18 protein-coding genes are annotated in these 16761 nt (G+C 67.0%); 11 read left to right on the forward strand and 7 right to left on the reverse strand.

The genetic code is table 11. The features are described from left to right. Nucleotides 1-316 (forward strand): 3-hydroxyacyl-CoA dehydrogenase family protein (locus tag QM712_RS34335; protein WP_415027594.1); only part of this gene is annotated, 316 nt, incomplete at its 5' end. A 179-nt stretch (nt 317-495) separates the two neighbouring features. Continuing rightward, entirely contained in the window at nt 496-690 is a 195-nt protein-coding gene (locus QM712_RS34340) for a hypothetical protein (RefSeq protein ID WP_415027595.1), read from the forward strand. Nucleotides 691-694: 4 nt separating this feature from the next. On the opposite strand, the gene tlpA is transcribed toward QM712_RS34340, so the two are convergent. After that, entirely contained in the window at nt 695-1360 is a 666-nt protein-coding gene (tlpA, locus tag QM712_RS34345; protein ID WP_415027596.1) for a thiol:disulfide interchange protein TlpA, read from the reverse strand. Nucleotides 1361-1500: 140 nt separating this feature from the next. On the opposite strand from tlpA, the gene argH reads away from it, so the two are divergent. From argH to lysA, 3 genes are all read left to right on the forward strand, one after another. Continuing rightward, nucleotides 1501-2898 carry an argininosuccinate lyase gene (argH, locus tag QM712_RS34350; RefSeq protein WP_415027597.1) on the forward strand — a complete coding sequence of 466 codons (1398 nt, stop codon included), beginning with the start codon at nt 1501-1503 and terminating at the stop codon, nt 2896-2898. A 93-nt stretch (nt 2899-2991) separates the two neighbouring features. Then, complete coding sequence (gene lptM, locus QM712_RS34355; protein WP_415027598.1) at nt 2992-3282, forward strand: LPS translocon maturation chaperone LptM; 291 nt, start codon at nt 2992-2994, stop codon at nt 3280-3282. Nucleotides 3283-3305: 23 nt separating this feature from the next. Then, entirely contained in the window at nt 3306-4571 is a 1266-nt protein-coding gene (gene lysA / locus QM712_RS34360) for a diaminopimelate decarboxylase (protein ID WP_415027599.1), read from the forward strand. Nucleotides 4572-4653: 82 nt separating this feature from the next. Here the strand turns inward: lysA and QM712_RS34365 are convergent, their stop codons facing one another. Then, nucleotides 4654-5562: an NAD(P)-dependent oxidoreductase gene (locus QM712_RS34365; protein WP_415027600.1), complete on the reverse strand. Its 909-nt coding sequence runs from the start codon at nt 5560-5562 to the stop codon at nt 4654-4656. A 108-nt stretch (nt 5563-5670) separates the two neighbouring features. After that, nucleotides 5671-6054 carry a carboxymuconolactone decarboxylase family protein gene (locus tag QM712_RS34370; protein ID WP_008567285.1) on the reverse strand — a complete coding sequence of 128 codons (384 nt, stop codon included), beginning with the start codon at nt 6052-6054 and terminating at the stop codon, nt 5671-5673. A gap of 167 nt (nt 6055-6221) precedes the next feature. On the opposite strand from QM712_RS34370, the gene QM712_RS34375 reads away from it, so the two are divergent. Continuing rightward, a complete protein-coding gene (locus QM712_RS34375) occupies nt 6222-8849 on the forward strand; it encodes a TIGR02302 family protein (protein ID WP_415027601.1) in 2628 nt (875 codons plus the stop codon). Between the two features lie 231 nt (nt 8850-9080). On the opposite strand, the gene QM712_RS34380 is transcribed toward QM712_RS34375, so the two are convergent. Together QM712_RS34380 and QM712_RS34385 are read right to left on the reverse strand one after the other, a co-directional pair. Then, entirely contained in the window at nt 9081-9455 is a 375-nt protein-coding gene (locus QM712_RS34380; RefSeq protein ID WP_415027602.1) for a response regulator, read from the reverse strand. Between the two features lie 36 nt (nt 9456-9491). Beyond that, nucleotides 9492-10358 (reverse strand): MJ0042-type zinc finger domain-containing protein, encoded by an 867-nt coding sequence (locus tag QM712_RS34385; RefSeq protein ID WP_415027609.1) that lies wholly within the window; start codon nt 10356-10358, stop codon nt 9492-9494. 191 nt (nt 10359-10549) lie between these two features. Between QM712_RS34385 and ftsE the strand changes: the two genes are divergently transcribed. The 4 genes from ftsE to QM712_RS34405 all read left to right on the forward strand — a co-directional run bounded on the left by ftsE (nt 10550) and on the right by QM712_RS34405 (nt 13728). After that, nucleotides 10550-11209 carry a cell division ATP-binding protein FtsE gene (gene ftsE / locus QM712_RS34390; RefSeq protein ID WP_415027603.1) on the forward strand — a complete coding sequence of 220 codons (660 nt, stop codon included), beginning with the start codon at nt 10550-10552 and terminating at the stop codon, nt 11207-11209. Beyond that, nucleotides 11202-12170, forward strand: a complete 969-nt coding sequence (locus QM712_RS34395) for a cell division protein FtsX (protein WP_415027610.1) — start codon at nt 11202-11204, stop codon at nt 12168-12170. The genes ftsE and QM712_RS34395 overlap by 8 nt, the downstream gene beginning before the upstream one ends. 71 nt (nt 12171-12241) lie before the next feature. Beyond that, nucleotides 12242-12946, forward strand: a complete 705-nt coding sequence (locus QM712_RS34400; protein ID WP_415027604.1) for a YdcF family protein — start codon at nt 12242-12244, stop codon at nt 12944-12946. Nucleotides 12947-12954: 8 nt separating this feature from the next. Next, nucleotides 12955-13728 carry a lysophospholipid acyltransferase family protein gene (locus QM712_RS34405; RefSeq protein WP_415027605.1) on the forward strand — a complete coding sequence of 258 codons (774 nt, stop codon included), beginning with the start codon at nt 12955-12957 and terminating at the stop codon, nt 13726-13728. Here QM712_RS34405 and QM712_RS34410 read toward each other — a convergent pair. Continuing rightward, entirely contained in the window at nt 13725-14336 is a 612-nt protein-coding gene (locus QM712_RS34410; RefSeq protein ID WP_415027606.1) for a gamma-glutamylcyclotransferase, read from the reverse strand. The genes QM712_RS34405 and QM712_RS34410 overlap by 4 nt on opposite strands. Before the next feature lie 110 nt (nt 14337-14446). Between QM712_RS34410 and QM712_RS34415 the strand changes: the two genes are divergently transcribed. After that, nucleotides 14447-15631, forward strand: a complete 1185-nt coding sequence (locus QM712_RS34415; RefSeq protein ID WP_415027607.1) for a DUF2125 domain-containing protein — start codon at nt 14447-14449, stop codon at nt 15629-15631. Nucleotides 15632-15720: 89 nt separating this feature from the next. Here the strand turns inward: QM712_RS34415 and QM712_RS34420 are convergent, their stop codons facing one another. Next, on the reverse strand, nt 15721-16656 hold the full coding sequence (locus tag QM712_RS34420; RefSeq protein WP_415027608.1) for a prephenate/arogenate dehydrogenase family protein: 936 nt from the start codon (nt 16654-16656) through the stop codon (nt 15721-15723). Nucleotides 16657-16761: the final 105 nt, after the last annotated feature.

Raw genomic sequence — 16761 nt, forward strand, 5'->3', positions numbered from 1 at the left:
CATCGTCAACCGCATCCTGCTGCCGATGATCAACGAGGCGATCTACACGCTGTATGAAGGCGTCGGCAATGTCGAGGCGATCGACGCGGCGATGAAGCTCGGCGCTCATCATCCGATGGGCCCGCTCGAGCTCGCCGATTTCATCGGCCTCGATACCTGCCTGTCGATCATGCAGGTGCTGCACGAGGGCCTGGCCGACTCCAAGTACCGGCCGTGCCCGCTGCTGGTGAAATACGTCGAGGCAGGCTGGCTCGGTCGCAAGACCCAGCGCGGCTTCTACGACTACCGCGGGGCCAAGCCGGTTCCGACGAGGTAGGCGGCGGTGCCGCACGGCGGGTAACCGCGCGCGTGCCCATCAAAATTCCATCACATGACCGGAGAGACGGCGGGCACGGTGCGTCGCACCTCGGGCCGACTTGCGGCGCCTGTCTTGTGACAATTCATGTCGCGTTAACCCATCGCCCCTAGGCTGCCGGCGGTACGAGGGTTTGCGTAATGGACATGATGGCGATGGTCAGCACCATGCTGGCCGCCCAGCAAGGCGCGCTGCAGTCGAATATCGCGGCGACGCTGACGAAGCAGAACATGGATGCGGAAAAGTCCGCCGTCCTGACGCTGATGGGCGCCGGTCAGCCTTCGCTCGCCAATGTCGGCCCCGGGGTCGGCGGCAATCTCAACGTCACCGCCTGACTTCCTAGAACGACGCGGCAGCCGGGCTCAATGCGCCCCGGATCAGCTTGAGCGCGTCGTCGCTCGCCCATTCCGCCGGTCCCGCGATCGTCGCGATCTCGCATCCCTGCGGGTCCACCAGCACCGAGGTCGGCATGCCCAGCGCACGGCCGATTGATTTAAGATCCTGAAAAACCTTGGCTTTCTGGTCGTTGAAATAGCCGAGCCGGGTGAGGTTGGCTTCTTTCAGGAAGGTCTTGGGCTTTTCGGGATCGCGGGTGTCGATATTGATCGCCACGACATCGAAATTCGGGCCCGCAAGCTTGCCCTGGAGTTCATCCAGCGCCGGCATCTCCTTGCGGCAGGGTACGCACCAGGTGGCCCAGAGGTTGACCAGCAGCGTCTTGCCGCGGAAATCGGAGAGCTTCTTCGGCTTGCCGTCGGCGTCCTCGAAGGCCAGATCGGGCAGCTTCAAGGGGGCGCTCGCCATGGTCAGCGCCGCGACCTCGCCGCGGGCGAGCGGGGCGATCTTCTGCGCCGTCGTCACCGCCGCCCGGCAGATTGGATCGCCGGCGGGCGCCCGGCTCAGGCCGAGCCCGTACAGCCCGGCGAAGCCGGCCAGCCCTCCGATCGCCACGGTGGCGATGATGAGGGGGATCCGGCGCGTGGCGGAGGGTTTCGGGTCGAGCATATCGTTTGTCATCCGGTCGCAGATATGGCTATCAGGGGCCTCTTAATACGGCTGGCCGCGGCCAGCAAACGTGCGGCCGGGCCGCGCAGCGATGAATACGGCCGCAGGCAGTGCGACAGGCAAGGCGTGAGCAGGGGATCATGAGCAACAAGATGTGGGGTGGCCGGTTCTCGGAACGTCCCGATGAGATCATGGAAGAGATCAACGTCTCCATCGACGTCGACCGTCACCTCTTTGCCCAGGACATTGCCGCGTCCAAGGCGCACGCCGCGATGCTCGCCGCCCAGGGCATCATCACGGCCTCTGATGCGAAAAATATCGGCAAGGGTCTAGACACGATTTTGTCAGAGATCGGCCAGGGCGGCTTCACGTTCAAGCGCGCGCTCGAGGACATCCATATGAATGTCGAGAGCCGTCTGTCCGAGCTGATCGGCCCCGCCGCCGGCCGCCTGCACACCGCGCGTTCGCGCAACGACCAGGTCGCGACCGATTTCCGTCTCTACGTCCGCGATGTCCTCGACGAGACCGACGCCGCGCTCGCCGCGTTCCAGCACGCGCTGGTCGAGCGCGCGCTCGAACATGCCGGAACCGTGATGCCCGGTTTCACGCATCTGCAGACCGCGCAGCCCGTGACGTTCGGCCACCATTTGCTCGCCTATGTCGAGATGGCGGCGCGCGACCGCGGCCGTTTTCAGGATGCGCGCAAGCGGCTCAATGAATCGCCGCTCGGCGCCGCCGCGCTCGCCGGCACCTCGTTCCCGATCGACCGCCACGCCACCGCGAAGGCGCTCGGCTTCGATCGCCCGATGGCGAATTCGCTCGATGCGGTCTCCGACCGCGACTTCGTGCTGGAGACGCTGTCGGCGGCCTCGATCTGCGCCGTGCACATGTCGCGCTTCGCGGAGGAGATCGTGATCTGGACCTCGCCGCTGGTCGGCCTGATCCGGCTCAGCGACAAGTTCACCACCGGCTCCTCGATCATGCCGCAGAAGCGCAATCCGGACGCCGCGGAGCTCGTGCGCGCCAAGACCGGTCGCGTCATCGGCGCGCTCAACGGTCTCCTCATCGTGATGAAGGGCCTGCCGCTCGCCTATCAAAAGGACATGCAGGAGGACAAGCAGGGCGCGATGGAGGGCTTTGCCGCCCTGTCGCTGGCGATCCGCGCCATGACCGGCATGGTTCGGGACCTCGTTCCGGACGAAGCCAAGATGAAGGCGGCGGCGGGAGAGGGCTATGCCACCGCGACCGATCTGGCCGACTGGCTGGTGCGGACCCTGAAGATGCCGTTCCGCGAGGCGCACCACGTCACCGGCCGCATCGTGGCCAAGGCCGCCGAGGACGGCGTGGCGCTGCATGAGCTGCCGCTGCAGCAGATGCAGGCGATCGAGCCCCGGATCACCAAGGATGTGCTCGGCGTGCTCTCGGTCGAATCGTCCGTGAAGAGCCGCACCAGTTTCGGCGGCACGGCGCCGAAGAACGTGACGTCGCAGGCCAAGGCCTGGGCGAAGCGGCTGGAAAAAGAGCGAAAATCGGGCTGAGGGCAAAATTTCGCTTATGTTTCATGGTCATCCGGCTCTCGCCAGAGCGCGCCAATCTCTGTATGGTGCGCCCCGCGTAGTGGGGATTTCGTTGTGACGTCAAAGTTTCGCCCGGCCGGCTCGGGGTGGGCCATCCTTGTCCTTAGCCTGACGGCGCTCGCGCTTGCCGGCTGCGGCCGCAAGGGCCCGCTGGATTTGCCGCCGACCGCATCCGGCGCGTCCACGGCCAATGTGGCGGCGCCGACCGACACCGAGACCGAAGCCCAGAGGACGCCGAGCGTGTTCAACCCCACCTATGGTGCGGATGCAGGACCCGCCGCGTCGAAGGGCAAGAAACGATCGTTTATCCTCGACCCGCTCCTGGACGAAAAGCCCAGCCGTTAGGCTGGGAGAGCTGAGCCAACGCCATGAACCATTTTGACTATCGCAACGGCGTGCTGCACGCCGAGGCGGTGAACCTGTCCGAGCTGGCCGCAACCGTCGGCACGCCGTTCTATTGCTATTCGACCGCGACGCTGGAGCGGCACTACCGCGTCTTCGCCGATGCCTTCGCCGGCGAGAAGGTGCTGGTGTGCTACGCCATGAAGGCGAACTCCAACCAGTCGGTTCTGCGCACGCTCGCCAAGCTCGGCGCGGGGGCCGACGTCGTGTCCGGCGGCGAATTGAAGCGCGCGCTGGCCGCCGGCATCCCCAGCAGCAAGATCGTGTTCTCCGGTGTCGGCAAGACCGAGACCGAGCTGCGCGCCGCCCTGGCCGCCGACATCCTCTGTCTCAACGTCGAATCCGAGCCCGAGCTGGAATTGCTCTCGCGCCTTGCGACCGAGATGGGCAAGACCGCGCGCATCTCGGTGCGCGTCAATCCCGACGTCGATGCCGGCACGCACGCCAAGATCTCCACCGGCAAGTCCGAGAACAAGTTCGGCATTCCGATCGTCCATGCCCGCGAGGTCTATGCCCGCGCCGCGAAGCTGCCGGGCATCGAGGTGACGGGCACCGATGTCCATATCGGCAGCCAGATCACCGATCTCTCCAAGATGGAGACCGCGTTCCGCATTCTCTCCGAATTCGTGCAGACGCTGCGGGCCGATGGCCACAACATCTCGCATGTCGATTTCGGCGGCGGCCTCGGCATTCCCTATTACATGGATCGCGAGGCGCCACCGGCGCCCGACGCCTATGCCGCGATGGTCAAGCGCGTCAGCCACAATCTCGGCTGCACGCTGATGTTCGAACCGGGCCGCATGATCGTCGGCAATGCCGGCATCCTCGTCGCCAAGGTCACCTATGTGAAGCACGGCGACGGCAAGAATTTCGTGATCATCGACGCCGCGATGAACGACCTCATTCGCCCGACGCTGTACGAGGCCCACCACGACATCCTGCCGGTGACGCAGCCGGCCAGGGATTCCGCCACGATCGTGGCCGACGTCGTCGGTCCGGTCTGCGAGACCGGCGACTATCTCGCGCTCGATCGCACGCTGCCGACGCCGAAGCCCGGCGATCTCCTCGCCATCATGACCGCGGGCGCCTATGGCGCGGTGCAGGCCGGCACCTACAACACGCGGCCGCTGGTGCCCGAGGTGCTGGTGAAGGGCGACCAGTACGCCGTGGTGCGCCCGCGCATCGAGGTCGAGCAGCTCATCGCGATGGACACGCCGGCGCCCTGGCTCTGAAGCCTCGAGCGGAGCGACGTGATCGCTAGCTGTGCTCACGGGGCACGCGCTTCGCGCCCCCCGTGACGAGGGGGCGGGATGGCTATTTTCCTGCCAATCCGCCCGTCTTCCCGCCGACCACGACCCCAGCCTTCTTCTCGATCGGCTTGATCGCCGCGGTGAAATCGGAATCGGCGCCCTCCGCGCTGATCACCGTCTCCCACAGCCGACCGACGGCGTCGGCGACGTCCATCGACAGGCCGAGCTGCTTCATCTCCTCGAGCGCGAGCCGGACGTCCTTCACCATCAGTCCCGTGGCGAAACCGAAATCGAAGCTGCGCGGCAGCACCGAGCGCGGAAACTTGTCGCGGCTCGCCGTGTTCATGCCCGAGCCGGCATTGATGACGTCGATCATCACGGCGGGGTCGAGCCCGGCCTTCACGCCCATCACCACCGCTTCCGACGTCGCGACGATCGCGGTCGCCGACAGGAAATTATTGGCGAGTTTCATGGTCTGGGCAGCGCCGGGCTTCTCGCCGATGAAGAACACCTTCCCGATCACGTCGAGCGCCGGCTTCAGAAGCTCGAACTCGGCCCTGGGCCCCGACACCATCACCGCCAGCGTGCCCTTCTCGGCGCCGCCGACGCCGCCGGACACCGGGCTGTCGATCTGCACGATGTCGCGCTTGGCGAGCAGGCCGTGAATTGTCGAAGCCATCGTCGAGCCGACGGTGGACAGATCGATGAAGCGCCTGGCGCGCTTGCCCTCGATCACGCCGTTCGCTCCGGTCGCGACGTCGAGCGAAGCCTGCAGCGAGGGCAGGCTCGCCATCACGGTCTCGACCTGGTCGGCGATGTCCTTCGGCGAGGTCGCCGCCGTCGCGCCGCGCGCGACGAGCTTGTCCACGACCTCCTTGCGTGTGTCGAACACGACGAGCCGGTTGCCGGCCTCGATCAACCGCCGCGCCATCGGGAAACCCATGTTTCCGAGGCCGATGAATCCGATGTCCATGGTGTTTCCCTGTTTCTTCTTCGTTGTTGCGAAAGTCGCTCGTTCCGTGCCCGTCATCGTCCGGGACGAGCGCGCTTGTCCCGGACAATGGCGGAGATTGGCGCTCCCTCACGCCTTCCCGTCGATCTCCGCGAACACCTCGCGCGCGATGCGAAAGCTGTCGACGGCGGCCGGCATGCCGCCATAGATCGCGACCTGCATCAGGATCTCGCGGATTTCGTCGCGGGTGACGCCGTTGGTCAGCGCGCCCTTGAGGTGCGCACGGAATTCGTGCTGGCGGTTGAGGATCGCGATCATCGCGATGTTGAGCATGCTGCGGGTCTTGCGCGGCAGCTCCTCGCGGCCCCACACCGTGCCCCAGCAATATTCGTTGAGCATCTCCTGGAACGGACGGTTGAAGTCGTCGACGTTCTTCAGGGCGTTGTTGACATAGGCCTCCCCGAGCACCGCCTTGCGGACCTCCAGGCCCTTGTCATGCATCTTCTTGTCCATGGCGTTTCCTTTATTTCCTTGGATGGCGTCGCGGAAATTACGGGGTTGGCGCCGGGCAGTCACGTCCTCGTGTCATGCGCAAAAGTGGGTGTCTACCGTCCCGGGACGGATGCCTCAGTGCTGCCGTTGTGGTAGGCTCCACTTCACCGGGCAACCTGGAGAGCTGCTTGAACGGCGTCACCCCCGACCCGTCAGACCCGATCCGTGATGGTGAGGCTCTGTCGCGGCTGAAACTGACGGAGGCCCTCAAGCGGGCCACTTACGCTATCGCATGGGAGCGCGCCTGGCCGCATCTGGCGCGGCTGTTGACGGTTGCGGGCCTGTTCCTGGTGGTGTCCTGGGCCGGTCTCTGGCTGGCGCTCCCCTTCATCGCCCGTGCCATCGGCCTCGTCCTGTTCGCGGCGCTCGCGCTCGCCGCCCTGTTCCCTTTGATTCGCTTCCGCTGGCCCAGTCGTGAGGAGGCGCTCGGCAGGCTGGATCGCGGCTCGGGCATCCGGCATCGCCCTGCCACCACGCTGACGGACACGCTGACCTCGCAGGACCCGGTCGCGCAGGCGCTGTGGCGGGCCCAGCGCGAGCGCACGCTGGCCTCGCTCAAGCGCATCCGCGCTGGTTTGCCGCACCCGCGGCTCGTCCTGCACGATCCCTGGGCGCTGCGTGCGCTCGTGATGGTGATGCTGGTCGCGACCTTCTTCGCCGCCGGCGACGAGCGCGCGATGCGGCTCGGCGCCGCCTTCGACTGGAACGGCGTGCTGGCGCCGGCCAATATCCGCGTCGACGCCTGGGTCACGCCCCCGCTCTATACCGGCAAGCCGCCGGTCATCCTGTCGGCCGCCAACAAGGAGGCCGCGGCGCTGCCGTCCAGCGGCCCGCTCGCCGTGCCCGCCGGCTCGACCCTGATCGTGCGCTCCTCCGGCGGCAGCCTCGATGTCGCCGTCTCCGGCGGCCTCAAGGAGGTCGCGCCCACCGAGGCCGCGCCCAAGGGCACCAACGAGAAGCACTTCACCATCGCCGCCGACGGCACCGCGCATGTCCGGGCTCCCTCGGGCCAGCCGCAATGGACCTTTGCGGCGACGCCGGATCGCCCGCCGACCATCGCGCTCGCCAAGGATCCGGAGCGACAGGCGCGCGGCGCGCTGCAGCTCGTCTACAAGATCGAGGACGATTACGGCGTCACCGGTGCCGAGGCGCAGTTCGTTCCGCGTCCGACCGATGCCAAGGACGCCGGCGGCGACGCCAAGGCCGCCGCACGGCCGTTGTTCCCGCCACCCCAATTCCCGCTCGTGCTGCCGAATGCGCGCACCCGCAACGGCGTCGGCCAGACCGTGAAGGATCTCAGCGAGGATCCCTATGCCGGCGCCGACGTCACGCTGACGCTCTCCGCCAAGGACGAGGCCGGCAACGAGGCGAAGAGCGAGCCGTTCAACATGCGCTTGCCCGAGCGTCTCTTCACCAAGCCGCTGGCGCGCGCGCTGATCGAGCAGCGCCGTATCCTCGCGCTCGATGCCAACAGGAATTCCGACGTCTACACGGCGCTCGACGCGCTGATGATCGCGCCTGAATTGTTCACACCGGAGACCGGACAATATCTCGGTCTCCACAGCGTCGCGCGGCAGCTCGAGGCGGCGCGCACGGACGATGCCTTGCGCGAGGTCGTGGCCAGCCTGTGGGCGCTCGCGGTGACGATCGAAGACGGCAACATCTCCGACGTCGAGAAGGCGTTGCGGGCGGCGCAGGACGCGCTCAAGCAGGCGCTGGACCGCGGCGCCAGCGACGAGGAAATCAAGAAGCTCACCCAGGACCTGCGCCAGGCGCTGGACAATTTCATGCGCCAGCTCGCCGAGCAGCTGCGCAACAACAACAGCGCGCAGCAGCTGGCCCGCCCGCTCGATCCCAACACCAAGGTCCTGCGCCAGCAGGACCTCAACAACATGATCGATCGCATGGAGCGCCTGTCGCGCTCCGGTGACAAGGATGCGGCCAAGCAGCTGCTCGACCAGCTCCAGCAGATGCTGGAGGGGCTTCAGATGGCGCAGCCGGGGCAGTCCGGCGAGAGCGACATGGAGCAGGCGCTCAACGAGCTCGGCGACATGATCCGCAAGCAGCAGCAGTTGCGCGACAAGACCTTCAAGCAGGGCCAGGATTCGCGGCGGGACCGCATGCGCGGCAAGCAGCAGGGCGACCAGTCGATGTCCGACCTGCAGCAGGACCAGCAGGCGCTGCGCGATCGCCTGAAGAAACTCCAGGACGATCTCGCCAAGCGCGGCCTCGCGCAGAAGGGCCAGAAAGGCCAGCAGGGACAAAAAGGTCAGCAGGGTCAGCAGGGTCAGCAGGGCGACCAGGGTCAGCCCGGGCAGAACGGCGATCAGGACGCTGACCAGGGCGACGATGATGGCGGGCTGGACGCCGCCGACGGCGCCATGGGAGACGCCGGCTCGAAGCTCGGCGACGGCAATGCCGACGGTGCCGTCGACTCGCAGGGCAAGGCGCTCGACGCGCTTCGCAAGGGCGCGCAGCAGATGGCCGAGGCGATGCAGCAGGGTGAGGGCGAGGGTCAGGGCGACGGTCCCGGCCAGCGTGCCGGCCGCCAGCAGAGCGGCGGCAATCAGACCGATCCGCTCGGCCGTCCGCTGCACGGCCGCGAATTCGGCGACGACTACACCGTCAAGATCCCCGGCGAGATCGACACCCAGCGCGTCCGCCGCATCCTCGAGGAACTCCGCCGCCGCCTCGGCGACACCACGCGCCCGCAGATCGAGCTCGACTATATCGAGCGGCTGCTGAAGGATTTCTGAGACGCCCGCGCGTCGGCGATCGCGCGCAGCACATACCGTGTCGTCCCGGCGCAGGCCGGGACCCATTACCCAAGCGAGACGTTACCCAAGGGAGTCGTCTGGCGAGGATCCGTTGACCGGACCGCCAGCTTTTTTTGACCGATAGACCTCGCGGTATGGGTCCTGGCTTTCGCCAGGACGACACTGCCGGTGTTGGCCGAACGCCGGGTCGCAGCGACAGAGGTGCCGCCGCTACACCTTCTTCGCCGCCAGCGCATCCGCGACCGCGGTGCGGATGTCGGCGACCGAGAACGGCTTGGTCACGACGTCATGGACCAGCGCGTTCAGATTCGAGGCGCGCTCGCGCTGCTCGGCAAAGCCGGTCATCAGCAGGATGGTCAGGTTCGGGAAGTCGCGCGCGGCGGACAGCGCCAGCGCGATGCCGTCCATCACCGGCATCTGGATGTCGGTGAGGAGCAGATCGAATGCGCCGTCCTCGCGGGTCAGGATCTCCAGCGCCTCGGCGCCGTCCTGGGCGGTGACGGTCTCGTGGCCGTCCATGGCGATGGCGCGCGCCACGAGCTGGCGCATCGAATCCTCGTCGTCGGCGATCAGGATTTTCGGCAAGGGGCCAACCTCCCGTGCGGGACCCGGAGGGCCTGGTTACACGCTGCCGCCGGCGATGTCGCGCCGGTTGAAGAAGCGAACGTCGATATTGCGGCCTTCCGGCGGCGGCGAGGCCAGGCGCGAGCGGAAGAAGGCCCGCTCGCCGGGGCGCAGCACGGTCTGTTCCAGCACGGTGTTCCAGGCATAGATTTCGGCGCCCTGCGCATCGCGGACGGCGAAGCGCAGCCGCGGGATGTCGAGCGGCTTCTTGCCTTCGCCGACGATCACGCCCTCGATCACCAGGACCTGCTTGCCGTCCACGGTCTCGCTCGACAGCTTGACGTCCTTGAAGGTGAGGCCCCGCAGGTTCACGTCGAACCCGACCATCCTGTAGAAGGCCGCCGTCTGCGGCAGCAGCCGCACCATGTCGCCGCGCCAGATCACCAGCGCCAGCACCAGCGCGCCCATGGCGGCGCAGGCAGTCGGCAGGCCGAAATAGGATTTTCGCGGTGCCGTGGTCGCCGGCGTGGCGCTCAGCAGCGCCATGCGGCGGCGGAACAGGCCGCGGAACCAGGACTGATGCTGCATGCCGGCGCCGTCCTCGGCTGGCTGGGCGGCCGCCGACCACGTCTCTTCGGGCTCCTCGACCGGCCAGTCGCTGGCGATAGAAGGGCTCTCGACCACCGGCGTATCGGCCACGCCGTCGTCCTTGGCGTAGGAGTTCCATTGTTCGGCGAGATCGGACTGATCGCTGGCCTCGCTGGCCGCGGCCATGGCCGGGACCGGAGCTTCCTCGATGGCATCCTCGGGCCGGGCCACCCAGGTTTCCTTGCAGCGCGAGCAGCGGACCGTGCGCCCGTTCGTCCCCAGGCTCGCGAGCTTGATGGCGTAGGATGTCGTACAATGGGGGCAGACGATATGCATGGACGAGCCTTGATGCATGGACGAGTCTTGGACGTGACCTTGGACGTGCCCCGGCTGCGCGGAACCGGGCGCCCAGGATGCTACAGGTCGACCGTTAACGAACCGGAAACCATAACGGCCGCACAACCCCATGATCGCGTGTGGCGGAGCGTCGCGTCGCGGTTGTCGCCCCCTCTCGAACGGAGCTGAGCTTGGTTCGGTTCGAAAATGTCGGATTGCGCTACGGCCTGGGGCCGGAGATTTTGCGCGACCTGACTTTCCAGATTCCGGCGCACTCCTTCCAATTCCTCACCGGTCCCTCCGGCGCCGGCAAGACTTCGCTGCTGCGCCTGCTGTTCCTGTCGCATCGGCCGACGCGCGGCCTGGTCAACCTGTTCGGCCATGACGTCTCGCAACTCGGCAAGGACGACATCGCGGACCTGCGCAAGCGCATCGGGATCGTGCTCCAGGATTTTCGCCTGCTCGACCACATGACCACCTACGAGAACGTCGCGCTTCCGTTCCGCGTCATGGGCCGCAGCGAGTCGAGCTATCGCAAGGAGGTCATCGACCTCCTGCGCTGGGTCGGGCTCGGCGAACGCATGGACGCGCTGCCGCCGATCCTGTCCGGCGGCGAGAAGCAGCGCGCGGCGATCGCGCGCGCCGTGATTTCGCGGCCGCAGCTCCTGCTCGCCGACGAGCCGACCGGCAGCGTCGACCCGACGCTCGGGCGGCGGCTGCTGCGGCTCTTCATCGAGCTCAACAAGTCCGGCACCGCCGTCATCATCGCAACCCACGATATCGCCCTGATGGACCAGTACGAGGCACGGCGGCTGGTGCTGCATCAGGGACGGCTGCATGTCTATGAGTAGGACCGACGAACGCGGCGTGCTGATCGACCTCGGGCAGGAGCGCCCGCAGGTGCCCGCGAGGGCGCGCAACATGTCGCCGATCGTGCCGCGCGCCTCGATCCACGGCCGCGCGCTGGTCGCCGTCGTCGCCATCATGACCTTCCTCGCCTCGATGACGACCGGCACGGTGCTGCTGGTCAGCGCCTCGGCCGCGGAATGGCAGTCGGATGTCGCGAGCGAAATCACCATCCAGGTCCGCCCGCAGGCCGGCCGCGATCTCGAGCGCGACACCGCGGCGGTGACCGAGGCGATGCGCGCGCAGTCCGACATCGTCGAGGTCAGGCCGTTCAGCAAGGACGAGTCCGGCAAATTGCTCGAGCCCTGGCTCGGCACCGGGCTGTCGATGGACGACCTGCCGGTGCCGCGCATGATCATCGCGCGCGTGCAGCCGGGCACGCAGATCGATCTCGGCGCGTTGCGCGCCCGTGTGACGCAGGTGGCACCGAGCGCCAGTGTCGACGACCACCGCGCCTGGATCGAGCGCATGCGCTCGATGACGAACGCCACGGTGCTCGCGGGCCTCGGCATTCTCGCGCTCGTCATCGTCGCAACCATCATCTCGGTCTCGTTCGCGACCCGCGGCGCCATGGCCGCGAACCGCCCGATCGTCGAGGTCCTGCATTTCGTCGGCGCCGGCGACCGCTACATCGCCAACCGTTTCCTGAGGCACTTTCTCAGGTTGGGCCTCGAGGGCGGCGTGATCGGCGGCGGTGTCGCCATGCTGGTGTTCGGCTTCTCCGAGTCGATCGCGGGCTGGTTTTCCGGCACCCCGGTGGGCGACCAGTTCGCGGCTCTGCTCGGAACGTTCTCGCTGCGGCCTTCCGGCTATATCGTGCTGGCGGTGCAGGCCGTGCTGATCGGCGCGATCACCGCGGTCGCCTCGCGCCAGACACTGTTCGCGACGTTGAACGACGTCGAGTGACCCGGTAAACCGGACTCCACTTCGCCCCGAAACGTCATAAAATCATCCAGGGAAGGGATCACCGACATCGCATGACCTCGCCTACCGACGATCAATCGCCGAACCCGACGCGCGGCTGGCTGCGCGCGGCCGTGGTGTCGGCCATCGCGCTCGCCTTCGTCGGCGCGGCGGCGGGATTCGTCGTCTTCCTGACGCAACTGCGCGGCGCCGAGACGGCGCCCGATCGTAAGGCCGACGGCATCGTGGTCCTGACCGGCGGCTCCTCGCGGGTGTCGGACGCCATGGAGCTCCTGGCGGCGGGTTACGGCAAGAGGCTGCTGATCTCGGGCGTGCACCCGACCTCGACGGCGAACGACATTTCGCGGACGCTTCCGGAGAACCAGTCCTTCATGCATTGCTGCGTCGATCTCGACCGCACCGCGGTCTCGACCCGCGGCAATGCGGCGGAGGCGCGTCGCTGGATCCAGGAGCGCGGTTTCAAGTCGCTGATCGTCGTCACCTCGAACTATCACATGCCGCGCGCGCTGGTGGAATTCTCGCATGCGATGCCCGAGACGAGGCTGATCCCGTTCGCGGTGGTCGGCGACAAATGGCGCGAGGAGCCGTGGTGGACCTCGGCCTCGACGCTGCGGCTGCTGCTGTCGGAATATGTCAAATACATCGCCGCCGAGCTCAGGGTACGGCTCGAGGACTTTGGGATTGACCTTTCGCCCGAAGTGTCGGAGCAGCCTGCCGGCCTGCAGTCGAAACGGCCCGCCACGGCACAGGCCAATTAGGATCGCCGATGTTCTTGCTCTTCCTGCGTTCGCTGCTGTTCAACGTGCTGTTCTACACCGTGCTGGTGTGCCTCGCGATCGTGGCGCTGCCGACCTTCGCGTTGCCGCCGCGTGCGATGCTGACGGTCGCGCAATGGTGGGCAAAGGCGACGCTGTTCCTGATGCGCGTGGTCTGCAACATCAAGGTGGAATTCCGGGGCACCGAGAAGATCCCGCAGGGACCGTTGGTGATCGTTGCGAAGCACCAGTCGTTCTGGGAGACATTCGTGCTGCCGGGCTTCTTCGAGCGCCCGATCTTCATCCTCAAGCGCCAGCTCATGCAGATTCCGGTCTTCGGTCAGTTCCTGGCCAAGACCGGAATGATCGCGATCGACCGCAATGCCGGCGTGAAGGCGCTGCTGGACATGACGCGGCGGGCGCGCGAGGCAGTGCGCGGCGGCGGCCAGCTCGTGATCTTTCCGGAAGGCACGCGCCGGGCGCCGGGCGCGCCGCCGGACTACAAGACCGGCTTTGCGCAGATCTATTCGTCCTGCGGTGTGCAGTGCCTGCCGATCGCGCTCAATTCCGGCCTGTTCTGGCCGCGCCGTACCTTCATGCGCTATCCCGGCACGCTGGTAGTGGAATTCCTCGATCCGCTGCCGCCCGGCCTGCCCAAGGACGAATTCCTCTCGCGCGTGCAGACCGCGATCGAGGACGCGACGTCCCGCATCGTCGAGGCGGGCCGCAAGGAGCAGGAGCAATTGATCGGGACGGCGCCGAGCTACACGCCGGCCGGCGGCTAGCGCTTGTCGCGGTCTTGGTTCGGGGGCGGCGCGTGCAGCGAATGCGCATCACCATGCAGCATCGTCGCGAGCTGATGCAGCGGCGCGTCGCGGAAGCCTTCGGCCTCGATCGCCTTCACGGTCGCCGTCACATAGTCGCGGTTGGCGCCGGACTGGCCGTGACCCTGGATCACGTGGCGGTGCTGGTCGGCGAGCGACAGGCGGCCGGCATATTGCACATGGCCGCGGTCGACGACATAGGCGAGCGCGGATACGCGCTGGCGCGGATCGTTCTCCAGCCACACCGAACGCATCACCTCGCGATAGACCGACGTCACCTGCTCGCGCGCGCGCAGATAGCCGACCACGTCGGCGCGCTTGTTCTCGGCGACACGGAAGGCGACGCCGCGGCAGGCCCCGCCGCGATCGAGGCCCAGCACCAGCCCCGGCTTTTCCGGCGTGCCGCGGTGCACGAAGGAATAGACGCAGAGCGCGCGATGCTCGCCGACCAGCCGTGCCGGGACGCGCTCCTCAAATTCGAAGCCCGGCCGCCAGATCAGCGATCCGTAGCCGAACACCCAAAGGTCGCCCTTGGCGGTGGTCACGGTGGGGAGGGTGATTTCCGACATTTCGGGCACGGCTACCAGAACCGGCCCCCGGAGCGAAGAGAATTCTCCGCCTTTTGTCGCAGCCGGAGCCCGCTTACATTTGACAAAATCTGGGGTCAAAGGGTCGCCGCATGTCCGATATGACCATCGCCACCGGCCGCCGGTCCCGTTGGGGCCTGTTCATCGCGCCAATCATCCTCCTGATCCTCGCCGTCGCCTGGAGCGGCTTCTGGTTCTATGCCGCCTCGCAGGCCGAGGTGACGGCCGACGCCTGGCGCGCGCAGGAGGCCAAATCCGGCCGCATCTATGATTGCGCCAAGCGCTCGATCGCGGGCTTCCCGTTCCGCTTCGAGCTCCAGTGCTCCGGCGCCAGCGTCGCCCTGGTCGCGCAGAACGCGAGCAAGACGCCGTTCACGGCCAAGCTCGACAACATCCTCGTCGTCGCCCAGGTCTACGATCCCAAGCTCGTCATCGCCGAATTCTCCGCGCCGGCGACGTTGACCGACGGCGTCACGCAGAACTCCTTCGTGGTGAACTGGAGCAAGGGCCGCAGCAGCGTCGTCGGCCTGCCCGCCGTGCCGCAGCGCGCCTCCATCGTGTTCGACGATCCCAGCATCAACCGGCTCGACGGCAGCGTGCAGGTGCCGCTCGCGCGGGCCAAGCAGGTCGAGCTCCACGCGCGCCTCGCCGATGAAGCGCCGGCCGATCATCCCGTCATCGAAACCGTCTTCCAGATCGCGCAGGGCAGCATTCAGGGCGTCCATCCGCTGCTCGCAGAACCGTTCGAGGCCGACGTCCGCACCAAGATCACCGGGCTCTCCGATCTCACGCCGAAACCCTGGCCGCAGCGCTTCCGCGAGATCCAGGCCGCCGGCGGCCACATCGAGATCGTGCAGTCGCGGATCCAGCAGGGCGAGATGATCGCGGTCGCGGCCGGCACGCTCGGGCTTTCGGTCAATGGCCGGCTGGACGGCGAATTGCAGATGACGGTGACGGGTCTCGAGCGGGTGATCCCGGCGCTCGGCATCGAGAAGATGCTGGAGGAGGGCGTACCGCAATCGACGCTCGATCGCGTCGCGCCCGGCGTGAAGTCGCAGGACCTCAACAATCTGTTCGGCGCCCTCGACCGCGCCGTGCCCGGGCTCGGCAAGGTCATCAAGCAGAACGCCAATGCCGGCGTTGCCGCCGGCATCAACTCGATCGGCACCGAGAGCACGCTCGAAGGCCGCAAGGCCCGAAGTTTTCCGCTGAAGTTCGCCGACGGCGCCGTGATGCTCGGCCCGATCAAGGTCGGCCAGATCCCGCCGCTGTACTGATTGTCCCGCGAATAATCCTGTTTCGCTTCATCCTGAGCAGCCGCTCCGCGGCTCCTCAGCAGAGGGATCGGCGTCGACGCTTCCGCAGCTTACGGCTTCTTCAGCGCCGCATGCGGCCGGCCGAAATCCGCCGCCGCCGAATCCTGGCCGATCTCGACGATGCCGCGGCGGATGGCGCGGGTGCGCGTGAAGTGGTCGAACAAGGCTTCGCCGTCGCCGCGCCGGATCGCCCGGGTGAGCTTCGCGAGATCCTCGGTGAAGGTGCCGAGCATCTCCAGCACCGCTTCCTTGTTGGCGAGGAACACGTCGCGCCACATCGTCGGATCGGACGCCGCGATGCGAGTGAAATCGCGGAAGCCGCCGGCGGAGAATTTGATCACCTCGGATTCCGTCACCTGCGCCAGCTCGTCGGCGGTGCCGACGATGGTGTAGGCGATCAGATGCGGCAGATGGCTGGTGATCGCGAGCACGAGATCATGATGATCCGGCGTCATGACCTCGACCTTGGCGCCCATGGCGGCCCAGAACGCGCGCAGGTGCTCGACGGCCGCGGTGTCGGTGCCCTCCGGCGGCGTCAGAATGCACCAGCGGTTGATGAAGAGCTCGGCAAAGCCGGAATCGGGTCCCGAATGCTCGGTGCCCGCCACGGGATGCGCCGGCACGAAATGAACGTTCTTCGGCAGGTGCGGCGCCATGTCCTTGACGATCGCGCCCTTGACCGAGCCGACGTCGGAGATGACCGCGCCGGGTTTCAGATGCGCGGCGATCTCCTGCGCCACCGGGCCGCAGGCGCCGACGGGAATGCAGAGGATGACGAGATCGGCGTCCTTCACGGCCTCCGCATTGGTCGCCACGACCTGGTCGACGATGCCGAGCTCCATCACCCGCGCGCGGGTTTTCTCCGAGCGCGCGGTGGTGACGATCTCGCCGGCCAGGCCCTGGAGCTTCGCAGCGCGCGCGATCGAGCCGCCGATCAGGCCGAAGCCGATCAGGGCGACGCGCCGGAAGTGCGGTGCCGCGCTCATTTGCCGGCCATGAAGTCGCGCAAGGCCTCGATGACGAGGCGGTTGGCCTCCTCGGTGCCGATGGTCATACGCAGCGAATGCGGCAGGCCGTAGTTCTTCAAGGCG

The sequence above is a fragment of the Bradyrhizobium sp. genome (genome assembly GCF_047605465.1).
In the GTDB taxonomy this organism is placed as follows: Bacteria; Pseudomonadota; Alphaproteobacteria; order Rhizobiales; family Xanthobacteraceae; genus Bradyrhizobium.

What these genes read in the sequence shown, in the direction of transcription:
- QM712_RS34340 (WP_415027595.1), top strand. Translation starts at nt 496, where the DNA reads ATGGACATGATGGCGATGGTCAGCACCATGCTGGCCGCCCAGCAAGGC.
- tlpA (WP_415027596.1), bottom strand. Translation starts at nt 1,360, where the DNA reads ATGCTCGACCCGAAACCCTCCGCCACGCGCCGGATCCCCCTCATCATC.
- argH (WP_415027597.1), top strand. Translation starts at nt 1,501, where the DNA reads ATGAGCAACAAGATGTGGGGTGGCCGGTTCTCGGAACGTCCCGATGAG.
- lysA (WP_415027599.1), top strand. Translation starts at nt 3,306, where the DNA reads ATGAACCATTTTGACTATCGCAACGGCGTGCTGCACGCCGAGGCGGTG.
- QM712_RS34365 (WP_415027600.1), bottom strand. Translation starts at nt 5,562, where the DNA reads ATGGACATCGGATTCATCGGCCTCGGAAACATGGGTTTCCCGATGGCG.
- QM712_RS34370 (WP_008567285.1), bottom strand. Translation starts at nt 6,054, where the DNA reads ATGGACAAGAAGATGCATGACAAGGGCCTGGAGGTCCGCAAGGCGGTG.
- QM712_RS34385 (WP_415027609.1), bottom strand. Translation starts at nt 10,358, where the DNA reads ATGCATATCGTCTGCCCCCATTGTACGACATCCTACGCCATCAAGCTC.
- QM712_RS34395 (WP_415027610.1), top strand. Translation starts at nt 11,202, where the DNA reads ATGAGTAGGACCGACGAACGCGGCGTGCTGATCGACCTCGGGCAGGAG.
- QM712_RS34400 (WP_415027604.1), top strand. Translation starts at nt 12,242, where the DNA reads ATGACCTCGCCTACCGACGATCAATCGCCGAACCCGACGCGCGGCTGG.
- QM712_RS34405 (WP_415027605.1), top strand. Translation starts at nt 12,955, where the DNA reads ATGTTCTTGCTCTTCCTGCGTTCGCTGCTGTTCAACGTGCTGTTCTAC.
- QM712_RS34410 (WP_415027606.1), bottom strand. Translation starts at nt 14,336, where the DNA reads ATGTCGGAAATCACCCTCCCCACCGTGACCACCGCCAAGGGCGACCTT.
- QM712_RS34415 (WP_415027607.1), top strand. Translation starts at nt 14,447, where the DNA reads ATGTCCGATATGACCATCGCCACCGGCCGCCGGTCCCGTTGGGGCCTG.
- QM712_RS34420 (WP_415027608.1), bottom strand. Translation starts at nt 16,656, where the DNA reads ATGAGCGCGGCACCGCACTTCCGGCGCGTCGCCCTGATCGGCTTCGGC.